This window comes from Bacillus sp. EB106-02-03-XG38 (assembly GCF_058792175.1).
Map to the genome: position 1 here is coordinate 231,731 of NZ_JBYTED010000001.1, position 26,175 is coordinate 257,905.

Genomic DNA, 26,175 nt, shown 5'->3' on the forward strand with positions numbered 1-26,175 from the left:
CTGCGTATATTGCAGGCTTATTTTTGGGACTTAATTAAGTGCTTTATAGAAACATGCTAGATTGCAAAAAACGAAGGATTATAAAAAGCCTGTTTTCACAGGCTTGTATGTCCATCTAATAGTAACTCCATTACAACACCTACAACTGGGCCTTCATCATCAATATCGCCATTTAAACGGAAGCCAAATGATTCATATAATCCCATTGCAAGTTTGTTGTCTGGATGTAAACTTAAATAAATTATTTTACATTCAAATTTATCTTGTAAGAATTGAATAAGCAAGCGAAGGAAACGTTTTGCGTATCCTTTTCCTTGATATTGCTCGTCAATCATAAAGCGGTCTAACCATACGCTTTTACGTTTTTCACAATACCATCCATACATTGCATATCCTGCAAGTGTTTCTCCATCATATAAACCTACTGACGTTCCGTTTCCCTCATATAATGATTCTGCTAGAGAAAACGCATTGCTTTCAATAAATTGCTGCTGGTCTTTTGCGACGTTTAAAGCAGCTACCGAACGCCAATTTTTTTCTGTTACTTCACAAATGTGAAGAGTCATAATTCCAACTCACCTTCTAAATTAATATAGCTTAAAAGCTAATATGGATAATTTTACTTGTTATTTTGGTCAAGTCAAGCAGAAACACATAAAAAAGAAGAGGTTGCCCAAAAGTAGCTGAGTAGCTACTTTTGGACAACCTTTTTAATATTTATGCTTCATTATGCTAATAAGAGCATCTCCATTGGTGAGCTAAATATTTTTATTCACTGCACATTGCGCTCGTTGAAGGGGCACTTGGTTTTGTATTGTCTGCTGTATGTAATATCCTACAGGAGAAATCTTGCCAAGGGGTGTAAAAAAGATGGAGAATGCAAGCTCAATTTTCGTTTCCCGATTCTTACTGCATCAGAAGTAGTGGTAGATCAATCTAGATTAGAGAAACTGCAATTTATTCCAGGAAGATATATATGAAGGAAAACGCCACCATACTGCAAGTTCTGTATATTGACGACAAGGTCAAGTGGAAACGTCTAAAAGAATATGAGATGGATAAACATGAACATACAGAATCACATGAACATCAACCATTGTGTGGTGATACTCGCTCGATTAGAAAGCTACAGTTTGCAACAAGAAGACATGTAATTAGTATTTATGATATGGGAGTATCCGAAATGCAAAACGTATTGTGAGAGATTTAAAGCCATATGTGAGCAAAACAATGCCAGGTGGTCCGGTATTGCCAATAAGGCTCAGTGTTACAGGGTGCCCCTGTAGCACCCGTTGAACCAGTGGGAACTGTAGGGAATTGAAAAGGTTGCATAGGTGGAAGTGTCGGTCCGACTGAACCTGGATTTAATGCAGCGGAGGATAAAAACTCGTCCAATAAAATTCACCTCTGAAAAATTCGTATTACTAATAGTAAATGAGGGGTAGAGCCAAATGAAATGGACAAGCGATTGTATATATGAAATTTAATAAAATAGTTATTTAATAAAAAAACAGTTAGCTTTCGCTAGACTGCTTTGCTCCCTAATGTAGTTCTTGTTATGTAATTTAGATGAAGATACTACCTACTAGGATTAAGGCTCCTAGCAAAATTAGAGAATCAACTAAAATCAAGAACTGGTTTTTCTGTGGCTTTTTCAATTCTTTTATTAAGCTGAAAACTGCACTTAATCCGAAACAAATGTATAACAAAATCATTATCGTTCCTGACATGATTAACACTCCTAATATATCGATATCTTAATTATGTAACGAAAAATATATACATGTAAGTTTTTAATGAAATCCTTATTTGAATAGGGAAATACAGCTGAAATGATAAGTATATTTACTGAACATTTCAGCTGGTATTCAAAGTTTTAGAAACCAATTTTTTTAAACATCTTAGTATATGTAATTACAAGTGCAGCTTGTACAATTACGAATAGTGAACCCATAAACATTTTGTGGTTATGATCTAATGCACCGAATATTGCCATAGATATTCCAATTAAGATAAAAAGTACACTTAGGAAAGGCGTAATTTTCATTAACATATTAAGTCTTTTATTCATATACAGACCTCCTATTCTCAATAGATTTAAGTATTAAACGAACTTATAAATGTATTTTACTATATTTTTGTTTTTGGATATACAGGGGACGTATATAAGTACAGGAGAAATTTGAACAAAAACGCTATTTGGGTAGGAAAGGAGAATGAAAATTGGTTACAACTTTAAATGTAACAAGTGTGGCCATAACAATACTGAAGAAGATATTGATTATACGAATATGCTTTGTGGAGAACCTTGTGGTTGTGAGTGCTATGAATACGAATTAATTTGTAGTTCTTGTGGCGATGAAATTTGCAGCGGTAATGGATGGGGAGAATTCGACAGAAAAGAAGCTGCTGAGGATGCTCAAAACAAACGAACACAACGAACGAAAAAAACAAGACGTTATGTTTTTTTAATATGATTCTTTGATTAAAATGAGGTGGTGGTCGTGGCTAGGCATAGAAGCCTAAATTGTGAATTGAATAATTTGTTACTACATTTAATTTTTTTTTTTTTTTTTTTTTTTTTTTGCAAAAAATAACCATTTTCTTCAGATTTCAAGAAGGTTTTACAAAAAAATACATAGAAGTATAAATATATGGTAATGAAATGAGTCGAATTTTCATCATGACGGATATCCAGAATATGTTCATTTCAATTTACATGAAATACACATAGAGGAGAGCGATTATGAAAAGGAAAATTGGTACAGCGGTTGTAAGTTTATCTGTTTTAGGATTTGGAATTTTTGGTGTTACTCATGGAAATGGCGGAGGAATTGTTAAAGCTGACTCTGTAGGAGATCACGGAGGAGCACCTGCATATGCACATGGAGATCATGGAGGGGCACCATCTTATACTCATGGAGAGGGATGGTCTCCGAGTTATGCACATGGACATACAGGGGGAGCGCCGTCCTATACTCATGGGCATACAGGAGTACCAGTTTATGGATATGGAGACTATCCAGCACCGGCCTATAACGTAGGAGATACACCTGCACCTAAGTTAGAAGCTGATGGAGATCATGGCGGAGCACCGGCTTATACTCATGGACATTACCCTGCACCGAAGTTAGGTTCGGAGGGGCATACAGGAGGGGCACCTGCTTATAACGTAGGAGATACACCTGCACCCAAGTTAGAATCACATGGAAATACTGGAGGAGCACCTGCTAACACAGAGCCTGGTGGAGGGATTTAACTAATACTAAAATGAAAGTTGTAAATTTATATATAAGAAAAAAGGCTTTGTAATTTACAAGGTCTTTTTTCTTTGTAAAAAGTTATTCAAAGAGGAAAATAAATGAATTTCTTCGTATTTTATTATTAACAAAATACGAATTTTATATGGAATTTCCTGCAAAGAATTCACCATGAATAAGGTTGTCTCATATCATGTAAAGATTGCTTTATTAAGATTATAAAAGGATGTGAACATATTGGAAGATGTTTATGGAAAAATTGACAGTTTAAAAGCAGAACAAAAAGAAATTATGCGAGATATTCGTAATTTAGAAACTCGCACAACAATTAATGAGAAAGACATCGCTACAATTAATAAGCAATTAGAAAAGATTAGCATGAATACAACTTGGATTCTACGAATTATTATTAGCGCAATCACTATGTCGGTTTTGGGTTTAATATTAAAAGGGCTGATGTAAAGTTTTAAAATAAAAGTACTTATTGAGAGAGGGACAAGTATCTCTCTTTATTTTTATCATTTTAGCAAAGAGGGGTCCTTTAGAATATGGCATAGGTAATCTGTACGATTGAATAGGAGACATTAGTCAGTGGTTATCGATGGTAAAGTAAACGTATATAATTTAAAAGGGAACCCATGAAACAATACAAATAATAATTTGTATGTGAACGTAAACCAAACCAAGACCGTCCTGGAGAGGAGGGGGCTTGGTCTTGTATAGCTAAGATCACGATTTTTTAAGTAATTTTCACATTCTGTTAACCATACTAATATCAAGTTCTTTAATTCAATCGTTTCAATATCGCAAGTGTATTCTTCATCCTCCATATATCGGTGGATAATCTTTATATAATCGTATCTTACGTCTAAATCACAACTGTTACTCAATCACTATCAAGTTAAAGTTTTATAATACACCAAAATGAAAAATACGCTATTCTTTTTGTAGAATCATAGGAATGGGTGGCGTATTTTTCATTTTGTTTTGCTAACTTGATTTTGATGTGACGTAACCTTAAGTATTTAAAAATTTAAAAGAGTCCCTCAATAATGTTAAAGGGACCTTGCTCACGCAAATGATCTGTATATCAATTCATCTTTGATATACAGATCATTTGTATGATAATATTTATAAAGAATTGCTAAATAATGAAATTACATAAATGCTTTTAGAAGTTCTTGAATTAATGGGATTGCTCCACCAATAAATTTTAAAACTGCCATTGCGATTTCCATATTATTCTCTCCTCTGTTTTTGTATTAAGATGTGTGAATCTTTATAACCTTATCATAGTAAGCGTTTACATTTATAACAATACATTTTTGTATGCAATATTGCATATTTATACGTTTAGACAAAAATTAGGCTCTATTAGTCATTCATTAATGGTATCATAGCGAGGTGTGAGTCTTTAAGGGTTTTCCCTAATAGGAGGAAATATGGAAAGAGTACAAGTGATTTACAGTAATCTGAAAATTAAAAGTTGGGCTAAACAGGTATTAGCTGTAGGAGGAATATTAGGGTTCTGCTACTTGGTGTTATATGTTTTTAGTTTCTTAGTTGTTATGTAAATATTATATAACTAAACTAGTAGAGTCTTGCCTAGATAGGTAAGGCTCTTTTGTTTTTATCTGTGATGAGCAAACTACATACAAAACCTCTCAAGTTTGTCAGGTACTATGTGGGTGCCTTATTTTTCTATGTTTTAGAACACTACCTCTTATTATTGAAAGTAAATAAACTTCTATTAAAAATTTTTCATTTATATTGAAAACACAATTGTATTGATAAAAAAATGTATTTTTATTAGATACATCTTAAAAAGACAAGCATAAGTTATATTAAGTTTTGGTGAAATTTTTTTATCTTTGAAAAGGATTTAAATCTTACAAATAGATTTGATCCCTTTCTGTATACCATAATTCCTATATTATCATATGAATATAATATACTGAAATTAATTTAAAAGCAAGAATATTAGTAGGTGTCCGCCACATGCCCATCAACTTAAGATTTTAAAGTAGCCCCTAAACGAAGAATTTTTTAAAAATTGATTGATAGTAAACAAGATAGATTGGCAAATCACTAACTAAAAAAATCTCTTCAGGTAAGCTAATCAGTAATATATCATCGGTTTAGAACCCCAAAAATAAGTGGACGAACTTCTAGAGTAAATAAAGTAATCGGACAATGAATAGTAAATGAAATGAGATTGGCTAACAAATGAACGGTAATGATATACGGTAACATTACCGGTTATTTTAAAAGTAATAGTCGTTGGAGTACATGAAGTAACTAGTTTAAAGTTAGTTTTCTTTCGTTATGGGACAAGGTAGTTGTTTAATGATTATTGTTTGTGGGATGGAAATAAGGTTTGTAGTTTGAACTTTAAAAATAGGGGGACTTGTGAAATGAGTATGAAGAAAAAACTTGGTATGGGTGTCATAACTGCAGCGCTGGGCTTATCTTTAATTGGTGGGAGAACATATGCGTATTTTAGTGATAAGGAAGTATCACAAAACACGTTTGCAGCGGGTACTTTAGATTTGAGTGTTGATCCTGAAGTCGTTATTAATGTCGACAATCTGAAACCAGGTGATGAAATGGAGCGCGGTTTTCAATTAGTTAACAAAGGAACCTTAACAATAGGAGATGTGAAACTCCTGACAGATTACAGTGTAATCGATTCGAAAGGGGATAATGGAAATGCTGATTTGGTGATTATATCCGTGTGGATTTCTTGTGGAATTTGGATAAAAATGAAGTTCCAGTATGGTCTACTACATTATCTGAATTAAAGGTAGCTACGCAAAATGGAAGTATTCCTGACCTTGTAAAGAAAGGTATTGTAGATCGAGAAGGAAATGGACTTGCTCCTGGTGATGATGATACCTTTTATGTAATGATCACATTTGTAGGTAGCGGTGAAGACCAAAATGTATTTCAAGGAGATGCATTGAAATTAAATTGGACGTTTAATTCCATGTAAACAAGTGGTGAAGAAAAGTAAGTGTAATAATTTGTATACTATATGTTTAAACGTATAGTGTACAATTAAAAGAACTGTATTAAAATTGAAGAGTTTATCGAGAATGGTAAAGCTCCTCATAAATATATGGGTGAAAAAACTGATGCCGATTTTCTTTTTTTAGATTCTATTCCTTAGTTGATAAAAAGGTTAGATTGCACAATTAATTGGGAGATAAGTATAAGTAACTTTGAACAATATTAGGTTCACCATTTTTATGATGCCGCTTTTTCTATAACGGTAAGTTGAAATTATGTTTCTATTTAATAAAAAATACATCCTTATAGGGATGTATTTTTTATTAATGATAATGTTATAAATTATTCTACATGAACCGATATGCTTTTAGATAATACTTGCATTGAGAAAGGAACTCTAGCTTCAAAAGCTATAGTGTTTGTTGAATTTGGTGTGTTTGAGAAGATGTAAGAATCCTTAATACGTAATCTAAATGTTTTTTCAGATCCGAATGGACCAGTATAAGAACTGACTTCGTCTAAAGAACTTCCCGCATATCTAACACCATTAACAGTCAAAGCCTCAGAATATGAATCCGGTGTACCTACTTCACTAACTTTCACATAAAGGTAATCGCCTTTAAGAACAGGAATAGTTAAGTAAGAACTTGCACTATACATTTTGTTATTATCGCCTACAGCACTAATGCTAACACTTCGTAGTGGAGAAGAATCCGCCTTTGAAATAGTTGGTAAAAATGCTAGTGTAAGTGCAAAACACATAGCTAACATGCCCATAAATTTTTTCATATTAACAACCCCTTAGGTATTTATTTAACATCCTGTATTTTACAGGTTAAAAATGTAAATTTCAATATTGTTATATAAAGAATAATTATGTAATTATGCATATTTAATATAAAGTACACCAAAACTCGGATACATAAATCCCTCGCTGTTACATTTGGGATACGCAAATAATTAAAAGAAAAAGGAGATTTCTTTCTGAGAGTAGGGAGCCTCTTTGCTTTTGGTATCGATAATGAGATGTTATACGAACCTGACATGTATAGAGCAAACAAAATCAAATAACAAATCGCTTCTTTTAAATAGTAAAATAATAGTAATAAAACGTTGATATTGTAAATAGAATATAAAGGAAACAAAATGAAACAAAATCTATCGGGTCACTGTCAAAAATCAAAAACAGGGAAAAGAAGTACGAGAACGTTTACATACAAAAGAAGGTAAAGAGTTATATGTAAAACGAAAAATAGAGGTAGAACCCGTATTCGGTCATATTAAATACAATCGCTTCTTCCAACGTTTTTCCTTACGATGCCTTTCCAAAAATCGACTGGAATGGGGTTTTATTTGTTTTGCCCATAATTTACGGAAATGGACAACAAGAGCTCAATCCAAAGCGAAAAATGCCCGGTTATAGTAGAAAATCTGTTGATTTTCTACTATAACCGGGCATTTTCTCATCCATATTAAAGTTAAAATAAAAAACTGTCTCCCAAAGGTCTTATTTAAAGACCTTTTGAGACAGCCTCTTCTTATCAAAAGTTGATTAGTTAGTAGCTTCTTTCAATGTATTCACGTTTTCTTCCATTAAAGTGAAGTAATCTTTATTGCTCTTCGCGTCATCTTCAGAAATAGTAGCAAGGTGATTTAAGCGTAAAATTTTTGTACCCGTTTCTTTTTGAATGACGGATGCTACTTTTGGAGTAGAGAATGTTTCAAATAAAATATATTGTAGATTATGTTCTTTTACTGTTTTTGTAATATCAGCAAGCTGTTTTTGAGATGGTTCATCAGAAGCTGAAATACCAGCGATAGGAATTTGTTTCAGGCCATAGCGTTGTTCCCAGTATCCATAAGCGGCATGAGAAACTAAAATATCTTTCGTTTTTGCATTCGCAACAGCTGCTTTAAATTGATCATCTAAATCAGTAAATTTCGTTTGAAGTGCTGCGAAGTTTTTTTCAAACTCTTGTTTATGGTCAGGTTGTAATTCTACAAGTGCATTTTTAATTTTTTCTGCCTGTTTCATTGCTAGAGTAGGGTCTAACCAAATGTGTGGGTCTTTATCGTGATGATGTTCCTCTTCTTTATGGCCGTCTCCGTGATCATGATGCTCTTCTTCAGTAGAAGTACGCAGTTCAATTCCTTTTGATGCATTTACAATTTTAACATTTTCTTTTTGTAATGATTTTTCCATTTTTTCAGCAAATGGTTCTAATTCAGCCCCGTTATAAACGAATAAATCGGCTTTTGCAACTTTTACTGTTTGTTTTTGACTTGGTTCAAATGTATGAGAATCTGCACCAGGTGGATAAATTGCTTCAACCGTTACATAGTCGCCACCAATTTTTTTTGCGAAATCAGCAAGAGGAAAAATAGTTGTATAAACAGTTAGCTTTCCGTCTTTCTTGGCATTACCTTCTTTTGTATTTGAGCAGCCAGTAAAAATTAAAGTGAAAATAAGTAAGAATGAAAATATAGTCAATCTTTTAGGCATGAAGTTCTCCTCTTTTCTTTTTTACGGATATATTTTCCCCAATTTTAGAAGAAAAATATCATTTTAATACAAAACGGAATAATTACGTTTTAGTTTGCGAACTTAGTATAATACATCTTTTATAAAGTTGCAATAAATAATAATCATTCCGATTTGATTTTGTTATAAAGTTGTCAAATATAGATGTGTTATTTTTGCGAATACATGCATATGTGACAACGCTGTGTTCATATATATGAAAGGAGGGTGTAGAGGGGGATGAGTGTTTGGGTTACTTAATGGAAGCTATTTTATTAATATTAGCGGTAGTATTACCATTAGCTTTAGTCTTAATTTTTTTAAGAAGATTAATAAGTAATTTAGGGGATGCGTCAACAGTAACAAAGCTACGAGAGAAAGATGAGAAAAAGAGTGAGTAAAGCACTATGCGTACGCATAGTGCTTTACTTGTGGTAAAATGAGAGAAGGAAACTCCTGAAGGTTGTATTTTACTGGAGGAGAGAAAAGTAAAATAAGAGGTATATGCATATATGAATAAGCGAACAGCGTTAGTACTTGGTGCAAGTGGTTTAGTTGGACAAGAGATAACGCGTCTATTACTTGAATCAGATTACTACGATTCGGTTACTATTTTTGTAAGAGAACCAATGCAATGGCAACATGAGAAGTTACAGCAAAAGCAAGTGGATTATTCGGTATTAGAGGAATATAAAGAGTTTTTTGCTGTAGATGACGTATTTAGTTGTCTAGGAACAACAATCAAAAAAGCAAAAACAAAAGCAAATTTCAAAAAGGTAGATTATGAATATACGTTACGTGCCGCGTGTCTAGCGGAGAAACAAGGTGTACAAAATTTCCTTGTCGTGTCTTCAATGGGGGCAAATCCTAAATCGTTTTTCTTTTATTCGCAAGTTAAAGGGAGAATGGAAGAGGAATTACAAAAGTTAGTCATAGGTGGTATTCACATTTTTAGGCCATCTTTATTAGTAGGAAATCGACAAGAATTTCGTTTTGGTGAACGAATGGCTGAAAAGTTATCTCGTATCATTCCTTTTATATTTAAGGGGGCTTTCAAAAAGTATAAACCAATTTCTGCGAAAGATGTGGCGAAAGGGATGTATATCACTGCATTGCGAGAAGAATCAGGTATCCACATTTATAATTCGAATGAAATTACAACGATAGAATAAATAAAACCGAGAAGAATAGCTTCTCGGTTTTATTTACTTGTACTGATTTTCCCTGGTGCTCGCTTGTATTGATATGGTTCTTCTAATTCAAAGCCAAGTTCATTGGCGGCTATTCTTGGGAAGTAAGGATTACGAAGTAACTCACGACCGATAAAAATTAAATCTGCTTCGTTATTATTTAAAATTTGCTCCGCCTGTGCTCCGGTCGTAATCAATCCAACAGCACCAGTTGCAATGTTAGCATGCTCTTTAATCTGTTTAGCGTATTGTACTTGATACCCGGGATATACATCGATGTGTGCTGGAACAACAGCTCCAGAACTACAATCAATTACATCTACTCCTTGTTCTTTCATCCATTTTGTGAATGGAACGTAATCTTGAACCGTCAAACCGTCAGGGTGATAATCGTTTGCTGAAATACGAACGAATAACGGTCCATTCCAAACTTCATTTATTGAGTCAATAATTTCACGTAAGAAACGATAGCGATTTTCAGGTGAACCACCATATTCATCAGTCCGCTTATTGGAAAGCGGAGAAAGAAATTCATTAATAAGATAACCGTGAGCACCGTGTATTTCAATAACGTCAAATCCAGCTTGCTTTGATCGTACTGCAGCTTGCTGAAAAGCTAGTATGGTATTTTTTATTTGCTGTATACTCATTTCTACTGGCGTTTTCATAGTTTCATTAAACGGAATTGCGGATGGAGCGAGAGCATCCGTTTCTAATTCAGCTTTTCTTCCAGCATGAGCGAGTTGAATGGCGGCTTTTGCACCGTTATCATGTATAAAAGTTGTTGTTTTATGTAAGCCTTCAATTAGGCTATCATCCCATATACCTAAGTCTTTGTTAGAAATTCTCCCTTCAGGTAACACGGCTGTTGCTTCAATCATAACTAAACCAACTTGACCGGCAGCTCTTGTTCCGTAATGAACGAGATGGAAATTCGTTACTTGGCCATCCTCGTTTTCTGATGAATACATGCACATAGGTGACATAACGATACGGTTTTTTAATGTAACATCTTTAATTGTATAAGGTGAAAAAAGTTCGGGATTCATCCAATAGCCTCCTAGATTGAATTTTCTTACATTGTATCATTCTCATTTTTGTTTCTCTAATAAAACGCTTATACGAAAAATTTTGTCTATTCGTGTTACAATAATTAATATGAATTAAATTGGAGGCTGACATATGTACCAGGCTTATTATGAAAGTGAATTAGGTTTGCTGGAAATTAAAGCGAACGATAAAGGAATTACGTCAGTTATATTTGTTGATGAGAGACAAGAAGAAATTACAAATGAAATGATAGATCAATGTATAAATGAGCTAGATGAATATTTTAAGGGGAATAGAAAAGAGTTCACAGTCCCGCTGTCTGCCGAGGGAACAGCATTTCAAAAAAATGTATGGGATGCGCTCTATACTATTCCGTATGGCGTAAGTGCTTCATATTTAGATATTGCAGAGAAAGTTGGAAATACGAAAGCTGTACGAGCGATAGGAGGAGCAAATAGTCGGAATCCGATTTCAATTATCGTACCGTGTCATCGTGTAATAGGAAAAAGCGGGAAGCTTGTTGGATATGCAGGTGGTTTATGGAGGAAAGAGTGGTTATTAAAACATGAAGGTATATTGAAATAATGTATGGACGGGAAGAGGGATTGTTTTGAGATGTATAAATTGTGGGCAACTTTGCGAGGGAAATCAGTTGAATTGTGAAAGTTGCAAGCGGACTTTGCATACTGAACAAGGTGAAGGAAGCTTACTAATAGACAAGGAATTAGAAGTGTATGTAGGGAGACAATATTCGTATTACAAAAGGAAATGGGAGCTTGAGGAAAAGCGGATTGCTAGGTGGAGCTGGAATGGTTGGGCAGCCATTTTCAATGTTGGCTGGCTTGGGTATCGTAAGTACTATTTACCAGCAGCATTATTTGTATTGTTATTGGTAGCGTGCGATGCATTTTCTTATTATATGGGTTTTAACGTAGCATTACCAATCATTAATATGGTGCCTCTGACGTTTCTATTACTCGTTTTTATTTTATTTGGAATGGCGATTTTTGCGAATGGATTATATTATCAATTTGCAGAAAGGCGTATATATCGAATAAAAGCGAGAGAAATTCAAGATGAATCGGTTGAGAAGTACCTCATTCGTGATAGTGGTGGAACGAGTAAAATGGGAGCAACCATCGTTACGATTTTAGCGGTTGCCAGTATTTTTTTCAGCCATTTCTTTTTCCCAACTGATCGAGATATTATTCAAAAAGTTCGTACAGGCTCGCTTTATGAATATCCATTCTTTTCTATTGGTGAATCGTTTGAAAGTTATTTTAGAAATCCAGTTTGGGTATATTATCGTGGAACGGAAGGATTAGAATTAGTAGAATTCCAAGGGATTAGTCCTGATATGCCAAGGAAAAAGGTGAATATCCAATTTATTGTTGATTATAAATTGGGTGAGATTGAGCCGTACTCAATTTCGATTAACGGCGAATCTAAAAATGAGGAAGAATTTTTGAAGATAATGGACGAAATATTTAAAGTTCAAAATCCATTTGATATAGACGATGGATTACAAGTAAAAGAAATAGAAAAAGAAGCGGATGGAAAGACTCTCTATCCGCTTCTTTTTTTAATGTACGAAAATAATATTTGAAATAATCTGAATCTTTTGTATAATAATATATATTATACAGGCTTTCATTTATACATATAGATTGGGGGAAGGAAGAATGAAGAGAAAGGTAACAACGATTGCTGCAGTAGCATTATCAACTAGTGTATTAGTTGCAGGTTGCGGAAATGGGGAGAAGGCATCTACAACGAAGAAAGAGGCAAGTAAGGGGGCAGCAGATAAGCAAGTATTAAACTTACTAGAAGTAGCAGAAATTCCTTCAATGGATACATCAAAATCGACAGACTCTGTATCATTCCGTGCCTTTGTCAATGCTATGGAAGGGTTATATCGTTTAGATAAGGATAATAAACCAACTCCGGGTATGGCAAAAGATGTGAAGATTAGTGAAGATAAAACGACATATACATTTGAATTACGAGACGCAAAGTGGTCTAATGGCGATCCAGTTCGAGCGCAAGATTTTGTATTTGCATGGCAACGTGCATTAGATAAAGCAACAGCAGCTGAGTATGCATTTATTTTATTTGATGTGAAAAATGCACAGAAAGTAAATAAGGGAGAATTACCGTTAGATCAATTAGGAGTAAAAGCAAAGGATGATAAAACGTTAGTAGTAGAATTAGAACAACCAGCACCATATTTCCTTGAGCTTACTTCATTCCCGACATTTTTCCCATTGAATGAAAAATATGTGAAAGAACAAGGGGATAAATATGCATTAGAAGCAGATAAACTATTATACAATGGTCCATTTACGATGAGTGAATGGAAACATGAACGAAGTTATCAATTAAAGAAAAACCCTAATTATTGGGATAAAGATACAGTGAAATTAGAAGAAATTAATGTAAATATAGTGAAGGAAACGAGCACGGGAGTAAATTTATATGATAGTGATCAAGCAGACCGTGTTATTTTAAGTTCTGAATTTGTTGATAAATATAAAAAGAATAAGCCAGATGAATTTAAAACGAAGTTAGATCCACGTATGTATTTCTTACGTTTTAACCAGAAAAATGCAACGTTTAAAAACCAAAAAGTTCGTGAAGCGATTGATCTAGCGTATGATAAAAAAGGAATTGCAAATGTTATTTTAAATGACGGATCATTACCAGCATATTTCTTAGTGCCTGAAAAATTTACGACAGGACCGGATGGGAAAGATTTCCGTTCTGTAAATAAAAATTTCCGTGACAGTAAAGACAATGCAGCAAAAGCAAAAAAATTATGGGAAGAAGCAAAGAAAGAACTTGGCCAAGATACAATTACAGTAGAATTTTTAAATGATGATAATGGTAGCCGTAAAAAAGTGGGCGACTTTATTAAAGAGGAGTTAGAGAAAAACTTACCTGGTATTAAAGTGAATTTGAAACAACAACCATATAAGCAGAAGCTAGAGTTAGAAAAGAAATTTGAATATGAATTCTCATTATCTGCATGGAGTCCGGATTATCCGGATCCAATGACTTATATTGATATGTTCGTTACTGGAAGTTCATTTAATGAAATGGATTATTCTAATCCGAAGTATGATGATTTAGTAGCGAAATCAAAAGGAGAGCTATTAAAAGATGATAAAGCACGCTGGAATGCACTTGCAGAAGCTGAAAAAATCTTAATCGGTGAAGATGCTGCCATTTCTCCTGCGTACCAACAAAGTACGGCATATTTAGAGAAACCGTATGTAAAAGGTATTGCAAATCATACGTTTGGTGGGGACTTCAGCTATAAATGGGCATATATTACAAAGAAATAGTATAATGAAAGATGAGCGAATTTTCGCTCATCTTTTCGTTTGTTTAAGGAGGAGCTAATTTTGTTAAAAGGAATTAATCATCTTTGTTTTTCAGTGTCTAATTTAGAAAACTCTATTACATTTTACGAAAAAGTGTTAGAAGGAGAATTATTAGTTAAAGGTAGAAAACTTGCATATTTTCATGTATGCGGGGTATGGATAGCACTTAATGAAGAAGCACATATTCCGAGAAAAGAGATTCATGCATCTTATACGCATATTGCGTTTTCAGTTGAACAGAAAGACTTTGAACGTCTATTGCAGCGATTACAAGAAAACGATGTTCATATTTTACAAGGAAGAGAACGAGATGTAAGGGATTGTGAGTCTATCTATTTTGTTGATCTTGATGGCCACAAATTTGAGTTTCATTCAGGGACATTGCAAGAACGACTGAATTATTATAGGGAAGATAAACCTCATATGACATTTTACTAAGGGGGGAAGAAGTTGCATGCGCTAGTAATTGGTGGAACAGGAATGCTAAAGAGAGTTTCTATGTGGCTTTGTGAGCAAGGATTTCATGTTTCTATTATTGGACGAGATGAAGTGAAATTAGAAAATGTTAAGCGAGAGAGTGCTATACCAGAAAGTATCACATGTCTGCCATTAGATTATCATAATGATGATGATGTAAAGCTAGCTATTAAAAGTACAATTGAGAGGAATGGTCCAATAACAGTAGTTATCGCATGGATACACGCAAGTACGAAGGGTACGTTATCACTCATTTGTAAAGAATTAGACTTATCGTCTGAAACATACAACGTTTTTTATATTTTAGGTAGTAAAGCGTCGCGTACGCCCGCACAAAGAATAGGAGGTACGTGATGTAGCTACCATAGAATAATATTAGGTTTTATATTAGACGGTACATACGGCAGATGGCTTACTCATGAAGAAATATCGGATGGTGTAATAAAAGGAATTGAGGGTAAATGTAATGAATGGATTGTAGGACGAGTAGAGCCATGGGAATTGCGACCAACATGGTAAGGAGGAATGGGAAATGAAAACAACTGTATATGTAACAAGGCACGGTGAAACAGAATGGAATGTAGCGAAACGAATGCAAGGACGGAAAAATTCTGCTTTAACTGAAAACGGTATGTTACAAGCTAAGCAATTAGGGTCTCGAATGAAAGATTTAGCTATCAATGCGATTTATAGTAGCCCGAGTGAAAGGACCCTTCATACTGCAGAGTTAATAAAGGGCGAACGTGATATACCGATAATCGCGGATGAGCATTTCTATGAAATTAACATGGGTATATGGGAAGGACAGACAGTCGATGATATAGAAAGGCAATACCCAGACGAAATACAATTATTTTGGTATGAGCCACATCTTTTTCAGTCAACATCAGGAGAAAATTTTGAGTCTGTTTATAAAAGAGTAATTGAGGGGATACAGATTCTATTAGAAAAGCATAAAGGAGAAAGTATATTAATTGTTTCTCATGCGGCAGCCGCAAAGCTACTAGTAGGACATTTTGCAGGTATTGAAATAGAAAATGTGTGGGATGCTCCATTTATGCATAGTGCTAGTCTAAGTATAATAGAATTTGAAGAAGATAAAGGTGAAGTGAAGCAATTTGCAGATATAAGTCATTTTCAGTAAGCATACAAAAAAGGCCGTGAAAAACGGCCTTTTTTGTATGCAAAACTAGCAATTGCGTTTTTTGTACCAGAAGTGATCGAATTTCTTGTTTTTGCAAGATGGGAATTTATGTCCGCCTTTGCAATCATTCCATTTGTGTCCATCATCGTGACAGTCTTTACCATGATCCCATGAATCATCACAAGAGTCACCGTGTCCGTGAGGGAAGAATTCGCATTTTTTACAGTAACATCGTTTTGTCCAGTAAAATTTCTTTTCAAAGCGCACACATTTTGTAACGAACGTACAATGCTTTCTGCGAGTACGTTTTGTTACTAAAACGCATTCTTTTCTACGTGTTACTTTCGTAACGAACGTCCATTTTTGAACGCGAACACGAGTACATTTCGTAACAAATGTCCACTTTTTAACGTGAGTACATTTTGTAACGAACGTACAATGTTTTACGCGAGTACATCTCGTTCTTGGACATTTACAATCATCGCTACACTCAATTTTTGAAGAGCAATCTTCATCACATTCAAACGTACTTGGGTCTTGGTGTAAGAAATCCTCCATCCCTGCACTTTTGATTTCTTCAACCGCTTTTCTAATATCACGTTTCATAGAAATCCTCCTTATCATGTATTAAGTTGAAAAGGTATTCTTTTTCCTTAACATGATATGAGATATGACGTTTTTCTGAACAGGACAAGAGTGTAATTTTATATAAATAGATGATAGCGGATGTATGGACAAGGCAAGGTGCATACATTGAATGAAGAGAACTGAGAAGGGATGAGAAAATATGCTGCCTTCATATGATTTTTTTATTCATCCAATGTACCTAGTGGAATTGAAAAAAGACATTTGGTCAGACAGTCCAGTGCCAGCAAAATTAACTTATGGAAAAAAGAAGTATGACATTGATATCGTATACCGAGGTGCTCATATTCGTGAATTTGAGAAAAAGTCTTATCATGTTATGTTTTATAAACCGAGAAAATTTCAAGGTGCGAAAGAGTTTCATTTAAATTCGGAGTTTATGGATCCATCTCTCATACGAAATAAATTATCTTTAGACTTTTTTCACGATATTGGTGTGCTTTCGCCAAAATCACAACATGTATTTATAAAAATTAATGGTCAAATTCAAGGTGTATATTTACAGTTAGAATCAGTTGATGAAAACTTTTTGAAAAATAGAGGATTACCGAGTGGTTCTATTTATTATGCAATAGATGATGATGCGAATTTTTCTTTAATGAGTGAGAGAGATAAAGATGTTAAGACCGAGCTTTTTGCGGGGTATGAATTTAAATATTCGAATGAAAATAGTAAAGAACAACTGAGTGAATTTGTATTTCAAGCGAATGCTTTGTCGAGGGAAGCTTATGAAAAAGAAATTGGGAAGTTTCTACATGTAGATAAATATTTAAGGTGGTTAGCTGGCGTCATTTTCACGCAAAACTTTGATGGTTTTGTTCATAACTATGCGCTATATCATAACGATGAAACAAATTTATTTGAGGTGATACCGTGGGATTATGATGCGACTTGGGGACGAGATGTACAAGGGAGACCGCTTAATCATGAATATATTCGCATTCAAGGATATAACACATTAAGCGCAAGGTTGTTAGATATACCTGTATTTAGAAAACAATACCGAAGTATTTTGGAAGAAATATTAGAAGAACAATTTACCGTTGCGTTTATGATGCCGAAAGTAGAAGGCTTGTGTGAATTGATTCGTCCATATTTAATACAAGATCCGTATATGAAAGGGAAATTAGAAATATTTGATCAAGAAGCTGATATGATTGAGGAATATATAAATAAAAGAAGAAAATATATACAAGATCATTTACATGAATTGGATTAATTTTGAAAGAGATTGGAACATTATCAATCTCTTTTTTTGTATAATGAATATGTATAAATAGAATTGATGTACTATTCACTTAATAAAAAATAGGGATGTGGAAACATGACGATAAAATGGATTGATTGGGCAAAACAAATACAATCTATAGCTCAAGCAGGTTTAACGTATTCTAAGGATGTGTATGATATAGAACGTTTCCAACAATTACGGGATATTTCCATTTCAATGATGTCACATTATACGAAGACAGATTGGGAAGTTGTAGAGAAGCTATTTGCAAGCGAGACAGGCTATCAAACACCAAAAGTTGATATAAGAGCAGTTGTTTTTCAAAATGAAAAGTTATTATTTGTGAAAGAAAAAAGTGATGGGAAATGGGCGTTGCCAGGTGGATGGGCTGATATCGGTTATACGCCGACAGAAGTAGCGGCAAAAGAAGTTTTAGAAGAGACGGGTTATGAAGTAGATGATTTTAAGTTATTCGCTATATTTGATAAAGAAAAACATCAACCATCACCTTCAGTAACACATGTATATAAAATTTTTATAGGTTGTAAGATTATCGGTGGTGAAAAGAAGACGAGTATTGAAACAGAAGATGTGGAATTTTTTGGTGAGGATGAATTACCTAATTTATCAGTTGCTAGAAATACAAAAGGACAAATTAAAGAAATGTTTGCTTATATGAAAGAACCTATGAAAGAAATATTAATAGATTAATAGTGCTTACGCCGATCAAATTGTTGGGATGAAGATATTGGCAGAATGCAACCTTTATGTAATAATGGGATGGTATGTGAAGAAAAAAGGAGATAGAAAATAAAATGTTAGCAAGCATAATAGATCAGTTATTGCAATTTTTTGCAAGCTTAGGTTACTTTGGAGTAGCGCTAGCTTTAATGATTGAAATTATTCCGAGTGAGATTGTACTTTCGTATGCGGGATTTTTAGTTGCCGATGGTAAAATTAGCTTTGTCGGTGCAGTTATTGCTGGAACAATCGGTGGTACGTTAGCTCAAATCTTTTTATATTGGCTTGGATACTATGGTGGGCGTCCAGTTGTAGAGAAATATGGGAAATATCTACTGATTAATAAGCACCACTTAGACATAGCGGAAAATTGGTTTAAGCGTTACGGAGCAGGAGTAATCTTTTCTGCACGCTTTATTCCAGTCGTACGTCATGCAATCTCTATTCCAGCAGGATTAGCTAAAATGCCATTAAAGCTATTTACACTGTATACAGTAGTTGCGATTATTCCATGGTCAATACTGTTTATATACTTAGGTGAAAAGCTTGGTGGGAATTGGCGACACATTAAAGAGTATGCATCTGATTACACACATTACATAATTATAGGAGCTGTTCTCTTTGTTGCTTTATACTTCGGATTAAAGTATTTCAAAAAGAAAAGAGCAGCGCGTTAAAGTCAATGATTTTTCATTGGCTTTTTTTAATTGTTTCGGTTCTAAAGAAAAGGAGTTGTCCATAATGTGTAATAATAAAGCGTAGCGGAGGAATGTGATGAAAGGGTCACCGTTTATACGTGGAACGATATTTTTAACGATGGCAACGATGATATCTAAAATGTTAGGATTTATATATGTTATACCATTTACAGCAATGGTAGGTACGAGTGGGTACGTTTTATACACATATGCATATCGCCCCTATACGATTATGCTCAGCATTGCGACGATGGGACTACCACTGGCCGTTTCAAAAATGGTATCAAAATATGATCAACTGAATGATTATCATACGGTTAAAAGAGTACTAAAGAGTGGTATCTTTTTTATGTTAATAATGGGAGTCATCTCATGTTTTACGCTATATATATTAGCTCCGCATTTAGCTAAACTTGTAATCGATGGAAATGATCAAACAGGGAATAGTATAACAGCGGTCACTACTAATATTCAAATTGTAAGCTTTGCGTTAATACTTGTACCAGTAATGAGTTTATTAAGGGGGTTTTTTCAAGGGTTCCAATCGATGGGGCCTTCTGCTCTAAGTGTAGTTGTAGAACAATTTTTTCGAGTCTTAACGATTTTAATAGGAAGCTTTGTCGTGTTATATATTTTAAAAGCTTCTGTCTCGCTAGCAGTTGGTATATCAACGTTCGGTGCCTTTATGGGAGCGATAGGTGGATTAACAGTTTTAAGTGCGTATTATATAAAAAGGAGAAAGCACTTAAAGAAAAAAGAAATGGCAAGTATCCCGCAAACAACGAAATCGCTCTTTTCGCTGTACAAGGAGCTCTTTACATATTCAATACCGTTTGTTGTGGTAGGATTAGCAATTCCGTTGTATCAGACGATTGATACATTTACAATTAATAAACTACTAATACAAATAGGATATATGCAAGGAGAAGCGGAGAAAACCAATGCAATAATTGGTCTTGTTCAGATGGTTGTACTTATCCCAGTTTCGGTTGCGACTGCTTTTAGTATGTCTCTCGTACCTGAGATGACAAAAGCCTATACAGCAGGAAATGTGAAGTTACTGTATAAACATTTTACAAGGACGAATCTATTGGTAGTAGGTATTACGGTACCCGCGGCAATTGGAATGATGTTGTTAGCAAAACCAGTATATACTCTTTTATTTGGTGCCGGAAATGATCCGGAGATGGGGAGAGTGATTTTACAGTATTATGCTCCTGCCTGTATACTCTTTTCGCTTTTTACAGTAACAGCTGCGATGTTACAAGGAATTAATCAACAACAGAAAACAGTGCTAGGATTAGTAATTGGCATTATTGTGAAGATAGTTTTAAATATTGTATTGCTTCCGTATTTCGATTATGTAAGTTTTATTATTTCAACATACGCTGGTTATACGATTTCAGTTGGCTTTAACTTGTGGATGCTTTCTAAATATGTTATAAAGGCAACATAAGCTTTTTAAGGCAGAGAGCACTCTGTCTTTTTCTTTGTTTAGAATATTTTTCTTATAAAAACGTTTTCAAAATAATTTTTCTATTGAAATTTAAACGTATGTTTCATATGCTGAGAATGGCGGTTCAAAAACTGTTCTGTAAGAGAGGTAGATTCCTACATGTAAAAAGAATCGGGGTGATAGTATGTTAAATATTTATTTAACAGACCGAAACGGAAAACTACAAGAGGTTGAGGAAATGCAAAAGGGTTGCTGGATTAATGTACTTCATCCAACGGAAGAAGAAATTCAATATCTAGTACAAACTTTAAATGTAGACTTAGATTTCATTAAAGACCCTTTAGATGATGAAGAACGCTCTCGTATTGAAAAGGAAGACAATAATACTTTAATAATCGTGGATATTCCAACAGTTAGACATGATGAAGAAGGAAATTCGATTTATGACACGATTCCAATAGGTATGATTGTAATGCCAGATTGTTTTGTGACAATTTGTTTAGAAGAAAATCCAATTTTTGAACGTTTTATTAATCAACGTATTAAAGAATTTTATACGTTTAAAAAGACACGCTTTGCACTTCAGCTCTTATATACGATTTCTACTTATTATTTAAGATACTTAAAGCAAATTAACAGAAAAACAATCGATTTAGAGCATCAATTAAATAAGTCGATGAAAAATAAAGAGATTTTCACATTGCTAGGCCTTGAAAAAAGTTTAGTTTACTTTACAACATCATTAAAGGCGAATAAAATTGTAATTCAAAAATTAATGCGTAACAGTACATTTTTAAAAATGTATGAAGATGATCAAGATTTATTAGAAGATGTATTAATTGAAAATAAACAGGCGATTGAAATGGCGGAAATATATAGTCACATTTTAAGTGGGATGATGAATACTTTTAGCTCCGTTATATCAAATAATTTAAATAGTGTTATGAAACTGTTAACGTCTATCACGATCATTTTATCTTTACCAACGATGGTTTCTAGTTTCTTTGGAATGAACGTAAAGGTTCCGTTTGAAGGGGAAGCACATGGTTTTGTAATTGTACTTATAATATGTGTAACACTATCTTTCACATTAGCGTTTGTTTTTTGGAAGAAACGTTACTTTTAACGAGAAGAAAGCTGCTCTAGCATAGTTGTGTAACTGCGCTAGAGCAGCTTTTTTGCTATGAAATCCCAAATTTTGAATAGAATATAACTTATAAAATGTAATGTATATGAATGAGGTGAATTCCGTATAAGTCTTGTCCAATTAGTGAAATGGGGTTAAAATTACATATTGTTAATGAAAAGTTGGAGGAAATACATCATGGAATTGTTTCAATTACCGAAAGCATTCCTGCAAATGAATACAATCTTTATCTCCATATTGATCGAAGCACTTCCTTTTGTGCTCATTGGTGTATTTATTTCAGGATTCATTCAAATGTTTGTGACAGAAGATATGGTAGCAAAATGGATGCCGAAAAACCGATTTCTGTCTGTTTTAATGGCTACTTTTTTAGGGATGATGTTTCCAGGTTGTGAATGTGGAATCGTTCCGATTGTTAGGCGATTAATCGGAAAAGGGGTTCCGCCATATGCCGGGATTGCATTTATGTTAACTGGGCCAATTATTAATCCGGTCGTATTATTTGCAACATACGTTGCCTTTGGAAGTAGTATGCACATGGTATGGTATCGTTCTATTGTAGCGATTATCGTAGCAATTATCGTTGGAATTATATTATCATTTATGTTTAAAGAACATCAATTACGAGATGATCACTTCCCAGAAGTGAATCATAAGCGTCCATTACGTAAAAAAATGTGGGATGTATGTACGCATGCTGTTGAGGAATTTTTCTCAATGGGAAAATATTTAGTATTAGGTGCGTTAATTGCAGCTGCAGTTCAAACGTTCGTACAAACTTCAACACTTCTTGCTATAGGACAAGGGCCATTCTCTTCACCAGCTGTTATGATGGGGCTTGCTTACATATTATCACTTTGTTCAGAAGCAGATGCGTTTATTGCTTCGTCATTCCAAAGTACATTTTCAACAGCATCACTTGTCGCGTTCCTCGTATATGGACCGATGGTGGATATTAAAAATATGTTTATGATGCTTGCAACGTTTAAAACGAAATTTGTAATTGTCGTTACAGTTACAGTTACACTTGTTGTTTATGCAAGCTCACTACTCATTTATGCGATGGGGTGGTAGGTTATGTTTCGAGCGTATATATTATTAGGGTTTACAATCTTAATCGCGCAGCTTCATATTTCCGGTAACATTACGAAGTATATAAATATGAAGTATGCCTATTTATCAACAACAGCAGCTATTATTTTAGGATTTTTAACGGTCGTTCAAATTATTATCGTATTCCAAAAAGAACATGAGAAAGAACAGGGGAAACAGGATTGTGGTTGTGATCATAGCCATTGCGGGCATGACCATTCAAAAGATGAGAATACATGGTTGAAAAAAGTATTTTCGTACTCGTTGTTCTGTTTTCCTATTGTATCAGGGTTGTTTTTCCCGATTGCAACGTTAGATTCAGATATCGTTAAGGCGAAAGGATTTCATTTTCCTGTTGCGCAAGCAGAAAGTACAGATCCATTTATGAGAAGGCAATTTTTAAGACCAGACACGAGTATTTATTACGGAAAAGAAGGATACCGTGGTGTAATGGAAAAAGGGAAGAAAGAGTTTGTAACGAAAGATAGTATTACCTTAAATGATGAAAATTTCTTAAAGGGAATGGAAACAATTTATAATTATCCTGGCGAGTTTACTGGGAAAAAATTATCTTTTAAAGGATTTGTTTTTAGAGATGATTCTTCTAAAAAAGAACAATATTTCTTATTCCGTTTCGGTATTATACATTGTGTAGCGGATTCTGGTGTATATGGTATGTTAGTGAAAAAACCAGAAGGTGTAGAATGGAAAAATGATGATTGGATTCAAATAGAGGGAGAAATTTCTACTGAATTTTATCAGCCGTTCCATGCAAATATCCCTGTTTTAGAAGTAACGAAATGGAATAAAGTTGAACAGCCGAAAGAACAATATGTATTTAGAGGAGCCGATTGATAACATCGGTTCTTTTTTGTGGACTAAGGGTTCTGAATGTTGTTAATATTAAATATGTAGTGATAGTAAGTTCATACTGTTCTAGTGTTAATGGGAAATGGAACTCTTACCGAACTTCTTTGCTCCAGCCGAATTGTGTGGTGGGAGTCTTAATATCTGTAAATAGCGGATGAAATAATCAAAGAGGTGATAACAATGACTGAAGTAAAGGGAAAAACAGCTAATGAATCCAGGGTGTTTAAAACGAGCCGAGTATTTCCAACAGATTTGAATGATCATAATACGCTATTTGGTGGAAAGATATTAGCCGAGATGGATATGGTTGCTTCTATTTCAGCAACGAGGCATGCCAGGAAAGAATGTGTCACAGCATCTATGGATTGGGTAGATTTCTTACATCCTGTTCGCTCTTCAGATTGTGTTAGTTATGAATCCTTTGTAATTTGGACGGGTAGAACTTCTATGGAAGTATTTGTGAAGGTAGTAGCAGAAGATTTAATTTCAGGCGAGAAACGTATCGCAGCAACATCATTTGTTACTTTCGTTGCACTTAGTAAAGAAAATAGTCCTGTCCCTGTGCCGCGAGTAATCCCTGAAACAGAGGAAGAGAAAGAATTACATCGCATTGCAGTACTGCGTGCAGAACAACGTCATATACGTAAGGCGGAGAGTAAGAAAGTAGCCACATTACTAACTTTTTGAGTTGAATATTTAGTCGTTAAAGTTACAATAACGGACTGAAATGTTTTTCATATGAAAAGCGGACACCTAAAAATAGGTGTCCGCTTTTATAGTTTTTTCATCCACATATCATATGACGATAACTACTTAGCAGAAGCAAGCAGCACCGACGATGATTAAGAGGATAAATAATACGACTAATAGCGCGAATCCATTACCATGTGCGAAGCCCATTGTTATTTCCTCCTTTTATTTTAAGATACAACATACAATATGCAAATGAGCTATTGTTTGATATGGACATATATCATGTAATGACATATTTTCTTGAATGATATTGTATTAAAAAAGGGAAGATATAGAAATAACAGTAAGTGGAGAAAGGAAAATATCCATGAAACACTTTTTCGTTGTAATCCTTTGCTTAATAGGTGTATTCATTTGGATGAACATCGATGTGGAAATGGGGAAGAAGATGGCTAGTGAATATGAAGTAGGACAAGTTCGATTAGGTGAATTTCAACTGTATACGAACGGTGAAGAGTTATATACGAAATTATTTGAGGATATACATAATGCAGAAAAGTACATATATATCCATTTTTATATTGTAGGTAAAGATGAAATCAGCAATGAGTTTTTGCAGTTGCTCGAGAAAAAGGCATTGCGTGGAGTAGAAGTAAAATTGTCAGTCGATCGAATAGGTGGATATAAGCTGAAGAAAAAGAGAATTCATCAACTAAAAAGCAATGGTGTCCAGTTTACGTTTAGTAAAAAACCTAAATTGAAACATGTATTCTATTCGTTGCATCAACGAAACCATAGACGCATAGTTACGATTGACGGAAAAGTATCATATATCGGCGGTTTTAATATTGGAATGGAGTACCTTGGACAAGATCCGAAATTTGGCCCGTGGCGTGATTATCATGTGCGAGTTATTGGGAATGGTGCTACGGATATGGAAAGAAAATTTGCTGCTGACTGGAAAGAAGATACAGGAGGAAAAATGCCTGTACATGAAAGTTTACCTGCAATTGGGAATGTAAAATATCAATATTTATTTTCAAATGGAAAAGGGTTATGGGAAAAATATGGAGCACTTTTAAAGCAGGCTAAAAAGTCTTTAGTTATTGCTACGCCATATTTTGTACCAAGTAAAGAAATGATGAAAGTGCTAAAAGATGCATTAAACCGCGGTGTCAACGTGAAAATTCTTGTACCATTTAAAAGCGACGCCGTATTGTTAAAACAAGCTGCCTATCCGTATTTGAGAGAGATGAACCATGCTGGAGCGGAGATTTATCAATATCGGAATGGTTTTTTTCACGGGAAAGTAACAATCATTGATGGAGAAATTGTCGATATAGGTACAGCGAATTTTGATAATAGAAGTTTTTATTTAAATTGTGAATCTAACTGTGTCATATATGATAAAACAGTTGTTGCTGACGTATGGAACCGATTAAAAGAAGACTTCCATAAATCAAAAAGGTTTTCGAAAGAAGACTTTGAGAAAATTAGTAAATGGGATTGGTTTTTAGCAAGAATAGCAAATGTTATAGCATCATATTTATAGCATATAGGCAAAAGGA

At 34.2% G+C, this 26,175-nt stretch carries 28 protein-coding genes and 5 pseudogenes; 23 read left to right on the plus strand and 10 right to left on the minus strand.

Features of this window, described 5'->3' with window-relative positions; translation table 11 throughout:
• Window positions 1–95: 95 nt before the first annotated feature.
• Window positions 96–566 (minus strand): GNAT family N-acetyltransferase, encoded by a 471-nt coding sequence (locus AC3WTI_RS01090; protein ID WP_087959581.1) that lies wholly within the window; start codon window positions 564–566, stop codon window positions 96–98.
• Window positions 567–1,054: 488 nt separating this feature from the next.
• Between AC3WTI_RS01090 and AC3WTI_RS01095 the strand changes: the two genes are divergently transcribed.
• Window positions 1,055–1,201 (plus strand): hypothetical protein, encoded by a 147-nt coding sequence (locus AC3WTI_RS01095; protein WP_179192047.1) that lies wholly within the window; start codon window positions 1,055–1,057, stop codon window positions 1,199–1,201.
• A gap of 56 nt (window positions 1,202–1,257) precedes the next feature.
• Here AC3WTI_RS01095 and AC3WTI_RS01100 read toward each other — a convergent pair.
• From AC3WTI_RS01100 to AC3WTI_RS01110, 3 genes and pseudogenes are all read right to left on the minus strand, one after another.
• Window positions 1,258–1,395, minus strand: a pseudogene (locus AC3WTI_RS01100) (exosporium leader peptide-containing protein); the annotation flags it as partial.
• Between the two features lie 170 nt (window positions 1,396–1,565).
• A complete protein-coding gene (locus AC3WTI_RS01105; RefSeq protein ID WP_000017081.1) occupies window positions 1,566–1,730 on the minus strand; it encodes a hypothetical protein in 165 nt (54 codons plus the stop codon).
• Between the two features lie 146 nt (window positions 1,731–1,876).
• Entirely contained in the window at window positions 1,877–2,071 is a 195-nt protein-coding gene (locus AC3WTI_RS01110) for a hypothetical protein (protein ID WP_097841875.1), read from the minus strand.
• Between the two features lie 145 nt (window positions 2,072–2,216).
• Between AC3WTI_RS01110 and AC3WTI_RS01115 the strand changes: the two genes are divergently transcribed.
• The 3 genes from AC3WTI_RS01115 (at window position 2,217) to AC3WTI_RS01125 (ending at window position 3,722) form a co-directional block, all read left to right on the plus strand.
• Complete coding sequence (locus AC3WTI_RS01115) at window positions 2,217–2,477, plus strand: transcription initiation factor TFIIIB (RefSeq protein WP_087959584.1); 261 nt, start codon at window positions 2,217–2,219, stop codon at window positions 2,475–2,477.
• 269 nt (window positions 2,478–2,746) lie between these two features.
• Window positions 2,747–3,259: a hypothetical protein gene (locus tag AC3WTI_RS01120; protein WP_144488203.1), complete on the plus strand. Its 513-nt coding sequence runs from the start codon at window positions 2,747–2,749 to the stop codon at window positions 3,257–3,259.
• A gap of 238 nt (window positions 3,260–3,497) precedes the next feature.
• A complete protein-coding gene (locus tag AC3WTI_RS01125) occupies window positions 3,498–3,722 on the plus strand; it encodes a hypothetical protein (protein ID WP_048529718.1) in 225 nt (74 codons plus the stop codon).
• Window positions 3,723–4,417: 695 nt separating this feature from the next.
• Here AC3WTI_RS01125 and AC3WTI_RS01130 read toward each other — a convergent pair.
• Window positions 4,418–4,603: pseudogene (locus tag AC3WTI_RS01130) on the minus strand (hypothetical protein).
• Window positions 4,604–5,674: 1,071 nt separating this feature from the next.
• On the opposite strand from AC3WTI_RS01130, the pseudogene AC3WTI_RS01135 reads away from it, so the two are divergent.
• Window positions 5,675–6,252, plus strand: a pseudogene (locus tag AC3WTI_RS01135) (TasA family protein).
• 359 nt (window positions 6,253–6,611) lie between these two features.
• Here AC3WTI_RS01135 and AC3WTI_RS01140 read toward each other — a convergent pair.
• On the minus strand, window positions 6,612–7,058 hold the full coding sequence (locus AC3WTI_RS01140; protein ID WP_064475128.1) for a hypothetical protein: 447 nt from the start codon (window positions 7,056–7,058) through the stop codon (window positions 6,612–6,614).
• A gap of 350 nt (window positions 7,059–7,408) precedes the next feature.
• On the opposite strand from AC3WTI_RS01140, the pseudogene AC3WTI_RS01145 reads away from it, so the two are divergent.
• A pseudogene (locus AC3WTI_RS01145) lies at window positions 7,409–7,692 on the plus strand (transposase); the annotation flags it as partial.
• A 129-nt stretch (window positions 7,693–7,821) separates the two neighbouring features.
• On the opposite strand, the gene AC3WTI_RS01150 reads toward AC3WTI_RS01145, so the two are convergent.
• Window positions 7,822–8,772 (minus strand): metal ABC transporter substrate-binding protein, encoded by a 951-nt coding sequence (locus tag AC3WTI_RS01150; RefSeq protein WP_087959587.1) that lies wholly within the window; start codon window positions 8,770–8,772, stop codon window positions 7,822–7,824.
• 266 nt (window positions 8,773–9,038) lie between these two features.
• Here AC3WTI_RS01150 and AC3WTI_RS01155 point away from each other — a divergent pair, with 266 nt between their 5' ends.
• The gene (locus AC3WTI_RS01155; protein WP_179192049.1) at window positions 9,039–9,191 is read left to right on the plus strand and encodes a hypothetical protein; all 153 of its coding nucleotides are present in this window, start codon (window positions 9,039–9,041) and stop codon (window positions 9,189–9,191) included.
• A 111-nt stretch (window positions 9,192–9,302) separates the two neighbouring features.
• Window positions 9,303–9,962, plus strand: a complete 660-nt coding sequence (locus tag AC3WTI_RS01160) for an oxidoreductase (RefSeq protein ID WP_087959588.1) — start codon at window positions 9,303–9,305, stop codon at window positions 9,960–9,962.
• A gap of 29 nt (window positions 9,963–9,991) precedes the next feature.
• Here the strand turns inward: AC3WTI_RS01160 and namA are convergent, their stop codons facing one another.
• On the minus strand, window positions 9,992–11,029 hold the full coding sequence (gene namA, locus AC3WTI_RS01165) for an NADPH dehydrogenase NamA (protein WP_097841390.1): 1,038 nt from the start codon (window positions 11,027–11,029) through the stop codon (window positions 9,992–9,994).
• A gap of 133 nt (window positions 11,030–11,162) precedes the next feature.
• On the opposite strand from namA, the gene AC3WTI_RS01170 reads away from it, so the two are divergent.
• The 6 genes and pseudogenes from AC3WTI_RS01170 (at window position 11,163) to AC3WTI_RS01195 (ending at window position 16,034) form a co-directional block, all read left to right on the plus strand.
• Complete coding sequence (locus AC3WTI_RS01170; protein ID WP_087959590.1) at window positions 11,163–11,615, plus strand: methylated-DNA--[protein]-cysteine S-methyltransferase; 453 nt, start codon at window positions 11,163–11,165, stop codon at window positions 11,613–11,615.
• A 25-nt stretch (window positions 11,616–11,640) separates the two neighbouring features.
• Complete coding sequence (locus AC3WTI_RS01175; protein ID WP_142305877.1) at window positions 11,641–12,636, plus strand: DUF2628 domain-containing protein; 996 nt, start codon at window positions 11,641–11,643, stop codon at window positions 12,634–12,636.
• Between the two features lie 76 nt (window positions 12,637–12,712).
• On the plus strand, window positions 12,713–14,374 hold the full coding sequence (locus AC3WTI_RS01180) for a peptide ABC transporter substrate-binding protein (RefSeq protein WP_087959592.1): 1,662 nt from the start codon (window positions 12,713–12,715) through the stop codon (window positions 14,372–14,374).
• 60 nt (window positions 14,375–14,434) lie between these two features.
• Window positions 14,435–14,851 (plus strand): FosBx1 family fosfomycin resistance bacillithiol transferase, encoded by a 417-nt coding sequence (fosB, locus tag AC3WTI_RS01185; protein ID WP_097841392.1) that lies wholly within the window; start codon window positions 14,435–14,437, stop codon window positions 14,849–14,851.
• Window positions 14,852–14,863: 12 nt separating this feature from the next.
• Window positions 14,864–15,409: pseudogene (locus AC3WTI_RS01190) on the plus strand (short-chain dehydrogenase).
• A gap of 13 nt (window positions 15,410–15,422) precedes the next feature.
• Complete coding sequence (locus tag AC3WTI_RS01195; protein WP_097841393.1) at window positions 15,423–16,034, plus strand: phosphoserine phosphatase 1; 612 nt, start codon at window positions 15,423–15,425, stop codon at window positions 16,032–16,034.
• 45 nt (window positions 16,035–16,079) lie between these two features.
• Here the strand turns inward: AC3WTI_RS01195 and exsB are convergent, their stop codons facing one another.
• Complete coding sequence (gene exsB / locus AC3WTI_RS01200; protein WP_097841394.1) at window positions 16,080–16,640, minus strand: exosporium protein ExsB; 561 nt, start codon at window positions 16,638–16,640, stop codon at window positions 16,080–16,082.
• A gap of 181 nt (window positions 16,641–16,821) precedes the next feature.
• On the opposite strand from exsB, the gene cotH reads away from it, so the two are divergent.
• The 8 genes from cotH (at window position 16,822) to AC3WTI_RS01240 (ending at window position 24,601) form a co-directional block, all read left to right on the plus strand.
• A complete protein-coding gene (gene cotH, locus AC3WTI_RS01205) occupies window positions 16,822–17,898 on the plus strand; it encodes a spore coat protein CotH (protein WP_097841395.1) in 1,077 nt (358 codons plus the stop codon).
• 105 nt (window positions 17,899–18,003) lie between these two features.
• The gene (locus AC3WTI_RS01210) at window positions 18,004–18,621 is read left to right on the plus strand and encodes an NUDIX hydrolase N-terminal domain-containing protein (protein WP_087959597.1); all 618 of its coding nucleotides are present in this window, start codon (window positions 18,004–18,006) and stop codon (window positions 18,619–18,621) included.
• A 104-nt stretch (window positions 18,622–18,725) separates the two neighbouring features.
• On the plus strand, window positions 18,726–19,328 hold the full coding sequence (gene uptA, locus AC3WTI_RS01215) for an undecaprenyl phosphate transporter UptA (protein WP_087959598.1): 603 nt from the start codon (window positions 18,726–18,728) through the stop codon (window positions 19,326–19,328).
• A 97-nt stretch (window positions 19,329–19,425) separates the two neighbouring features.
• Window positions 19,426–20,805, plus strand: a complete 1,380-nt coding sequence (locus tag AC3WTI_RS01220) for a putative polysaccharide biosynthesis protein (RefSeq protein WP_097841396.1) — start codon at window positions 19,426–19,428, stop codon at window positions 20,803–20,805.
• Window positions 20,806–20,989: 184 nt separating this feature from the next.
• Complete coding sequence (locus AC3WTI_RS01225) at window positions 20,990–21,931, plus strand: magnesium transporter CorA family protein (protein ID WP_000932392.1); 942 nt, start codon at window positions 20,990–20,992, stop codon at window positions 21,929–21,931.
• A gap of 198 nt (window positions 21,932–22,129) precedes the next feature.
• Window positions 22,130–23,026 (plus strand): permease, encoded by an 897-nt coding sequence (locus AC3WTI_RS01230; protein WP_000418724.1) that lies wholly within the window; start codon window positions 22,130–22,132, stop codon window positions 23,024–23,026.
• Window positions 23,027–23,029: 3 nt separating this feature from the next.
• The gene (locus AC3WTI_RS01235; protein ID WP_087959600.1) at window positions 23,030–23,899 is read left to right on the plus strand and encodes a TIGR03943 family putative permease subunit; all 870 of its coding nucleotides are present in this window, start codon (window positions 23,030–23,032) and stop codon (window positions 23,897–23,899) included.
• 195 nt (window positions 23,900–24,094) lie between these two features.
• Entirely contained in the window at window positions 24,095–24,601 is a 507-nt protein-coding gene (locus AC3WTI_RS01240; protein ID WP_142286524.1) for an acyl-CoA thioesterase, read from the plus strand.
• A gap of 126 nt (window positions 24,602–24,727) precedes the next feature.
• On the opposite strand, the gene AC3WTI_RS01245 is transcribed toward AC3WTI_RS01240, so the two are convergent.
• A complete protein-coding gene (locus AC3WTI_RS01245; RefSeq protein ID WP_000505094.1) occupies window positions 24,728–24,814 on the minus strand; it encodes a YjcZ family sporulation protein in 87 nt (28 codons plus the stop codon).
• A gap of 160 nt (window positions 24,815–24,974) precedes the next feature.
• On the opposite strand from AC3WTI_RS01245, the gene cls reads away from it, so the two are divergent.
• On the plus strand, window positions 24,975–26,159 hold the full coding sequence (gene cls / locus AC3WTI_RS01250; protein WP_142286523.1) for a cardiolipin synthase: 1,185 nt from the start codon (window positions 24,975–24,977) through the stop codon (window positions 26,157–26,159).
• Window positions 26,160–26,175 lie beyond the last annotated feature (16 nt).

What these genes read in the sequence shown, in the direction of transcription:
- AC3WTI_RS01160 (WP_087959588.1), top strand. Translation starts at nt 9,303, where the DNA reads ATGAATAAGCGAACAGCGTTAGTACTTGGTGCAAGTGGTTTAGTTGGA.
- AC3WTI_RS01095 (WP_179192047.1), top strand. Translation starts at nt 1,055, where the DNA reads ATGGATAAACATGAACATACAGAATCACATGAACATCAACCATTGTGT.
- AC3WTI_RS01090 (WP_087959581.1), bottom strand. Translation starts at nt 566, where the DNA reads ATGACTCTTCACATTTGTGAAGTAACAGAAAAAAATTGGCGTTCGGTA.
- cotH (WP_097841395.1), top strand. Translation starts at nt 16,822, where the DNA reads ATGCTGCCTTCATATGATTTTTTTATTCATCCAATGTACCTAGTGGAA.
- AC3WTI_RS01210 (WP_087959597.1), top strand. Translation starts at nt 18,004, where the DNA reads ATGACGATAAAATGGATTGATTGGGCAAAACAAATACAATCTATAGCT.
- cls (WP_142286523.1), top strand. Translation starts at nt 24,975, where the DNA reads ATGAAACACTTTTTCGTTGTAATCCTTTGCTTAATAGGTGTATTCATT.
- AC3WTI_RS01230 (WP_000418724.1), top strand. Translation starts at nt 22,130, where the DNA reads ATGGAATTGTTTCAATTACCGAAAGCATTCCTGCAAATGAATACAATC.
- AC3WTI_RS01180 (WP_087959592.1), top strand. Translation starts at nt 12,713, where the DNA reads ATGAAGAGAAAGGTAACAACGATTGCTGCAGTAGCATTATCAACTAGT.
- namA (WP_097841390.1), bottom strand. Translation starts at nt 11,029, where the DNA reads ATGAATCCCGAACTTTTTTCACCTTATACAATTAAAGATGTTACATTA.
- AC3WTI_RS01220 (WP_097841396.1), top strand. Translation starts at nt 19,426, where the DNA reads ATGAAAGGGTCACCGTTTATACGTGGAACGATATTTTTAACGATGGCA.
- AC3WTI_RS01240 (WP_142286524.1), top strand. Translation starts at nt 24,095, where the DNA reads ATGACTGAAGTAAAGGGAAAAACAGCTAATGAATCCAGGGTGTTTAAA.
- AC3WTI_RS01225 (WP_000932392.1), top strand. Translation starts at nt 20,990, where the DNA reads ATGTTAAATATTTATTTAACAGACCGAAACGGAAAACTACAAGAGGTT.
- AC3WTI_RS01235 (WP_087959600.1), top strand. Translation starts at nt 23,030, where the DNA reads ATGTTTCGAGCGTATATATTATTAGGGTTTACAATCTTAATCGCGCAG.
- AC3WTI_RS01170 (WP_087959590.1), top strand. Translation starts at nt 11,163, where the DNA reads ATGTACCAGGCTTATTATGAAAGTGAATTAGGTTTGCTGGAAATTAAA.
- AC3WTI_RS01150 (WP_087959587.1), bottom strand. Translation starts at nt 8,772, where the DNA reads ATGCCTAAAAGATTGACTATATTTTCATTCTTACTTATTTTCACTTTA.
- AC3WTI_RS01105 (WP_000017081.1), bottom strand. Translation starts at nt 1,730, where the DNA reads ATGTCAGGAACGATAATGATTTTGTTATACATTTGTTTCGGATTAAGT.
- AC3WTI_RS01140 (WP_064475128.1), bottom strand. Translation starts at nt 7,058, where the DNA reads ATGAAAAAATTTATGGGCATGTTAGCTATGTGTTTTGCACTTACACTA.
- uptA (WP_087959598.1), top strand. Translation starts at nt 18,726, where the DNA reads ATGTTAGCAAGCATAATAGATCAGTTATTGCAATTTTTTGCAAGCTTA.
- AC3WTI_RS01195 (WP_097841393.1), top strand. Translation starts at nt 15,423, where the DNA reads ATGAAAACAACTGTATATGTAACAAGGCACGGTGAAACAGAATGGAAT.
- AC3WTI_RS01110 (WP_097841875.1), bottom strand. Translation starts at nt 2,071, where the DNA reads ATGAATAAAAGACTTAATATGTTAATGAAAATTACGCCTTTCCTAAGT.
- AC3WTI_RS01245 (WP_000505094.1), bottom strand. Translation starts at nt 24,814, where the DNA reads ATGGGCTTCGCACATGGTAATGGATTCGCGCTATTAGTCGTATTATTT.
- AC3WTI_RS01120 (WP_144488203.1), top strand. Translation starts at nt 2,747, where the DNA reads ATGAAAAGGAAAATTGGTACAGCGGTTGTAAGTTTATCTGTTTTAGGA.
- exsB (WP_097841394.1), bottom strand. Translation starts at nt 16,640, where the DNA reads ATGAAACGTGATATTAGAAAAGCGGTTGAAGAAATCAAAAGTGCAGGG.
- AC3WTI_RS01115 (WP_087959584.1), top strand. Translation starts at nt 2,217, where the DNA reads ATGAAAATTGGTTACAACTTTAAATGTAACAAGTGTGGCCATAACAAT.